The sequence below is a fragment of the Streptomyces sp. MMG1121 genome (assembly GCF_001280015.1).
In the GTDB taxonomy this organism is placed as follows: Bacteria; Actinomycetota; Actinomycetes; order Streptomycetales; family Streptomycetaceae; genus Streptomyces.
Genome location: NZ_LGDV01000004.1, coordinates 1 through 6096 on the forward strand (window position 1 = coordinate 1; position 6096 = coordinate 6096).

2 protein-coding genes are annotated in these 6096 nt (G+C 71.2%); both read left to right on the forward strand.

The features are described 5' to 3' along the window. Window positions 1-3213: type I polyketide synthase (locus ADK64_RS03035; protein ID WP_159046146.1), on the forward strand; the 3213-nt coding region annotated here is incomplete at its 5' end. 94 nt (window positions 3214-3307) lie between these two features. Next, a partial coding sequence (locus ADK64_RS03040; RefSeq protein WP_159046147.1) for a type I polyketide synthase occupies window positions 3308-6096 on the forward strand: 2789 nt, incomplete at its 3' end.

Sequence of the window (6096 nt, forward strand, 5' to 3'; positions counted from 1 at the left end):
TCCAACGTCACCGGTACGCTCGCGTCCGCCGACGAGATCACCACCGCCGACTACTGGGTGGAGCACGTCCGCAGCACCGTCCGATTCCTCGACGGCATGAAGGAGTTGGCGGCCGCTGGCGTCACTTCCTTCGTGGAGGTCGGACCGGACGCGGTGCTCACCGCGATGGGACAGGAGTGCCTCGCCTCGCCCGGCGAGCCGTCGGCCTTCCTGCCCGCGCTGCGGCGCGACCGGTCCGAGACCAAGGCGCTGCTCACCGCGGTGGGACGGCTCCACACGCGGGGAACGGTCCTCGACTGGTCCGCGTTCTTCCCCGGAGCGCGGACGGTCGCACTGCCGACGTACGCCTTCCAGCGGGAGCGCTACTGGCTGAACGAAACCGTCGTGGCCACGGACGTGTCCGCGGCAGGGCTCGAATCGGCGGACCACCCGCTGCTGGGCGCGGCGGTCGAACTCTCCAGCGGAGACGCGTACCTGTTCACCGGGCGGCTCTCCGCGGCCACCCACCCCTGGCTCGCCGACCACCAGGTCATGGACACCGTCCTGCTGCCCGGTGCCGCCTTCCTCGAGCTGGCGATCCGAGCCGGGGACGAGGTGGGCTGCGGCCGCGTGGCGGAGCTGACACTCCAGGCCCCGCTGATCCTGCCCCAGAGCGGCGGGGTCAGGCTGCAGGTCCTGGTCGGCGAGGCCGACGAAGACGGTCGGCGTACGGTGCGGGTGTCCTCGCGTGGTGAGCTCTCCGCCGACCAGCCGTGGGTGTGCCACGCCACGGGTGTGCTGGCCGACGGCGGACCGGCTCCGGCCGGCGAACCCGGCGTATGGCCGCCTCAGGACGCGACACCGGTGGCGGTGGACGGTCTGTACGAGCGGCTGGCCGGGCTGGGCTATGGCTACGGTCCGGTGTTCCAGGGGCTGCACGCCGCCTGGCGGCGCGGCGCGGAGCTCTTCGCGGAGGTCCGACTCCCGCACGGAGCCGACGCCTCCTCCTTCGCACTGCACCCGGCCCTGCTCGACGCGGCCCTGCACTCGGCGGCTCTCGAAGCGCCGGAGGAGGATGCCGAGGCGGCCGTCGTCCGCCTGCCGTTCCAGTGGAACGGTGTGACCCTGCACAGCTCCGGGGCGGCCGGCCTGCGCGTGCGACTCGCCCCGTCGGGGGACAGCGCGATGACGTTGGAGCTGACCGACGACAAGGGACTCCCGGTGGCCACGGTGGAGTCGCTGGCCCTGCGGCCGATGTCGTTGCGGCAGCTGGCCGCGGCCGGATCCGTCCACCGCGACGCGCTGTTCGGCGTGGACTGGGTCGAGCCCGAGCCGAAGCCGTCGCCGCCGGTCACGGGCCGGTGGGCGGTCCTCGGTGCGGACCTGCTCGAGCTGTCCGAATCGCTGGCGGCGGCCGGGGTGTCCGCCTCACCTCTGCCGGAGCTCGGGCCGTTGAGTGGTTCCTCGGCCTCAGCTCCTGTGCCGGACGTGGTGCTGGCCGCGTACGCCTCGCCCGCCGCGGCGGACGCCCGGACCGTTCACGACACCACCCACCGCGCCCTGCGCCTGGTGCAGGAATGGCTGGCCGGCGAGCGGTTCGCCGAGTCCCGGCTGGTGCTGGTGACGCGTGGCGCGGTGGCCACCAAGGCGCGGGACGGGGTCGCCGACCTCGCCGCCGCCGCGCTCTGGGGACTGATCCGATCGGCCCAGGCGGAGCACCCGGACCGGATCACGCTGGTGGACCTGGACGACACGGACGGTTCGCGCCGGGCACTGGCCGCGGCGGTCGCCTCCGGTGAGCCACAGGTGGCGCTGCGGACGGGCCTCGCGTACGTACCGCGGCTGGTCCGTACGGCAGTTCAGGACGACGCGCCGGATCCGTCCTGGGACCCGGCCGGCACCGTACTGATCACTGGTGCGACGGGGGCCCTCGGCGGCCTGACGGCCCGCCATCTGGTCGCCGAACACGGCGTACGCCACCTGCTGTTGACGAGCCGACGCGGGCCGGACGCCGAAGGAGCGGCGGAACTGCGGGCCGAACTGGCGGGCCTGGGGGCCGAAGTCACCCTCGCCGCATGCGACGTGGCGGACCCGGCGGCGCTCATGGAGCTGCTGGCACGGATACCGCACGAGTTCCCGCTGACCGGGGTCGTACACGCTGCCGGAGTGGTCGACGACGGCGTCCTGCAGTCGCTCGACGCCGACCGGCTCGACCGGGTGCTGCGCCCGAAGGTCGATGCCGCGCTGAACCTGCACGAGGCGACCAAGGACCTGCCGCTGCACGCATTCGTCCTCTTCTCCTCCGCGGTCGGCACGCTGGGCGCCGCGGGCCAGGCCAACTACGCCGCGGCCAACGCGTTCCTGGACGCTCTGGCACAGCGGCGGCGCGCCGACGGGCTGGCCGCCACCTCCTTGGCGTGGGGCCTTTGGGCGCGGGAGAGCGGGATGACGGGCGAACTGGCCGAGGCGGACCGGCGGCGGATGAGCCGCGCCGGAGTGGTGCCGCTCTCGGACACGGAGGGGCTGGAGCTCCTGGACACCGCACTGGCCGCCGACCGGGCGCTGCTGGTACCGATCCGCCTCGACTCCGCCGCCCTGCGTGCCCGCGCCGACCGGCTCCCGCCGCTGTTCCAGGGCCTCGTACCGATCCCCTCGCGGATCACCCGCGCCGAACAGCAGGCCACATCGAGCACGTTGGCGCTGCGACTGGCCGGCGTCTCCGACGCGGAGCGGGAGCGCACACTCTCCGCCCTCGTACGCGGCGAAGCCGCCGCCGCCCTCGGACACGCCTCGTCGGCCGCCGTCGACCCGAACCGCACCTTCGGCGACCTGGGCTTCGACTCGCTGGCCGCCGTCGACTTCCGTAACCGGCTGACCGCCGCGACGGGCCTGCCGCTGCCCGCCACGCTGATCTTCGATCACCCCACCAGTGCCGCACTGGTGCGTTACCTGGACGAGCGGATTGTCGACAACCGCACGGCGAGCGTTCTGCCGCTGATGGCGGAACTGGACCGGATCCACGAGGGGTTGGCGTCGATCGCCGGGGACGACAACGCCCGCGCGCGGCTGGCCACGAGGCTCCAAGAGCTGCTGAACACGGTGGGCGGCGCGGGCGGCACCGGCGGCGAGGGCGACGGCAGCGGGACGGACGGCGACGCGGTCGTCGACCGGATCGAGTCCGCGAGCGACGACGAGATCTTCGAGTTCATCGACACGGAACTCGGCGCGCAGTGACCACCAACAGCAGCGGCTACGAGAGCAAGAGCACCAACTACCGCAAGAACCACATGTACGAGGGTTTTCCTTCCGGGGCGAGGAGCTGACGGCGATGTCGGAGCAGTCGAACGAGCAGAAGCTTCGCGGCTATCTGAAGCGGGTCACCACCGATCTGCACCAGGCCAGGCAGCGCCTGCAGGAGGTGGAGTCGAAGGAGCAGGAGCCGATCGCGATCGTCGCGATGGGCTGCCGGTTCCCCGGCGGGGTCCGGTCGCCCGAGGACCTGTGGCGGCTGGTGGCCCAGGGCACGGACGGCATCGGCGAGTTCCCGGCCGAGCGCGGCTGGAACGTGGACGCGCTCTACGACCCCGACCCGGAGCGCAGCGGCACGAGCTACACCCGCGAGGGCGGATTCCTCTACGACGCCGACCGCTTCGATGCGGAACTGTTCAACATCAGCCCGCGCGAGGCACTGGCGATGGACCCGCAGCAGCGCCTGCTCCTGGAGACCGCCTGGGAGACCTTCGAGCGGGCCGGTATCGACGTCGAGTCGCTGCGTGGCAGCCGCACCGGCGTCTTCGCCGGGGTGATGTACCACGACTACGCGGCCCGTCTGCAATCCATTCCCGACGGACTCGAAGGGTTCCTCGGCAACGGCAGCGCGGGCAGCATCGCCTCCGGGCGCCTGGCCTACACCTTCGGCCTCGAAGGCCCGGCCGTCACCCTCGACACCGCCTGCTCCTCGTCGTTGGTGGCCCTGCACCTGGCGTGCGAGGCGCTGCGCCGGGAAGAGTGCACGCTCGCGCTCGCCGGCGGCGTCACCGTGATGTCCACCCCGGGCGCGTTCGTCGAGTTCAGCCGCATGCGCGGGCTGGCACCCGACGGTCGCTGCAAGTCCTTCGCGGCCGGGGCGGACGGGACCGGCTGGGCGGAGGGCGTCGGCCTGCTCCTCGTGGAGCGGCTGTCCGACGCCCGGCGCAACGGTCACCCCGTGGTGGCCCTCGTACGCGGCTCCGCCATCAACCAGGACGGCGCCAGTAACGGGCTCACCGCGCCCAACGGCCCGTCCCAGCAACGCCTGATCCTCGAGGCGCTGACCGCGGCGGGCCTCTCCACCGACCAGGTCGACGCCGTGGACGCGCACGGAACCGGTACACCCCTCGGCGACCCGATCGAGGCCCAGGCGCTGCTGGCCACTTACGGCCGCGACCGCGCCGGTGACCGGCCCCTGTGGCTGGGCTCGTTGAAGTCCAACATCGGCCACACCCAGGCCGCGGCCGGCGCCGGCGGCGTGATCAAGATGGTCATGGCGATGCGGCACGGGATGCTGCCGAAGACCCTGCATGTGGACGAGCCGACGCCGCACGTGGACTGGTCCGCGGGCGCGGTCTCGCTGCTGACGGAGGCGCAGCCGTGGCCGGAGAGCGGACGTCCGCGGCGGGCCGCGGTCTCGTCCTTCGGAATCAGCGGTACGAACGCCCACGTCATTCTTGAGCAGCCTCCGGTGGACGAGACCGACGGTGCGGAGCAGGGCCGAGACGACGCTGCCGTACCTGCCGTTGCCCTGCCGTGGGTGATCTCCGCCCGGAGTGCCGACGCCCTTCGAGCACAGGCCGACCGGCTCGCGTCCTTCTTGGGCGCCGACAGCAACGCCGATCTCGCGCCCGCTGACGTGGCCCACTCCCTCGCGACCACGCGCAGCGCCCTCGACCACCGCGCGGTGCTGTTCGCCCATGACCGTGCCGAGGCGCTGGCAGCGCTTGGGGGGTTGGTTTCGGGTGGGGATGTGGTTGGTGTGCCGGCTTCGGGTGTGGTGGCTGGTGTGGCTGGTGTGGGTGGGAAGTCGGTGTTTGTGTTTCCTGGGCAGGGGGCGCAGTGGGTGGGTATGGCGCAGTGGGTGGGTATGGCGGTGGAGTTGTTGGATTCGTCGTCGGTGTTTGCTGCGCGGATGGGGGAGTGTGAGGCGGCGTTGGCGCCGTTTGTGGGGTGGTCGTTGTGTGAGGTGGTGCGGGGTGGGGTGGGTTTGGATCGGGTGGATGTGGTGCAGCCGGTGTTGTTTGCGGTGATGGTGTCGTTGGCGGCGTTGTGGGAGTCGTTTGGTGTGGGTGTGGATGCGGTGGTGGGGCATTCGCAGGGGGAGATTGCGGCGGCGTGTGTGGCGGGTGGTTTGTCGTTGGGGGATGCGGCGCGGGTGGTGGCGCTGCGGAGTAGGGCGTTGCGGGTGTTGGCTGGTGGTGGGGGGATGGTGTCGGTGGGTGCGTCGGTGGGTGTGGTGGAGGGTTTGTTGGGTGGGTTGGGGTCGGGTGTGGGGGTGGCGGCGGTGAATGGTCCGTCGTCGGTGGTGGTGTCGGGTGAGGTGGGTGTGTTGGATGAGTTGGTGGGGGTGTGTGAGCGTGAGGGGGTGCGGGTGCGTCGTATTGCGGTGGATTATGCGTCGCATTCGGCTCAGGTGGATGGGTTGGAGGAGGGGTTGTTGGCGGAGTTGGCTGGTATTGAGCCGGTGTCTTCGCGGGTGCCGTTTTTTTCGACGGTGACGGGTGGGTGGTTGGATACGGCGGGGCTGGATGCGGGGTATTGGTTTCGTAATTTGCGGGAGACGGTGCGTTTTGCTGAGGCGACGGATGTGTTGTTGGGTGAGGGGTTTGGGGCGTTTGTTGAGGTGAGTCCGCATCCTGTGCTGGGTTTTGGGGTGCAGGAGAGTGTGGATGCGGTGGGTGGTGATGCGGTGGTGGTGGGGACGCTGCGTCGTGGTGAGGGTGGGATGGGGCGTTTTCTGTCTTCGTTGGCTGAGGTGTTTGTGCGGGGGGTGGGGGTGGATTGGTCGCCGCTTTTCGCGGGTGGTGGTGTGCGGCGGGTGGAGTTGCCGACGTATGCGTTCCAGCGTCGCCGGTACTGGCTGGA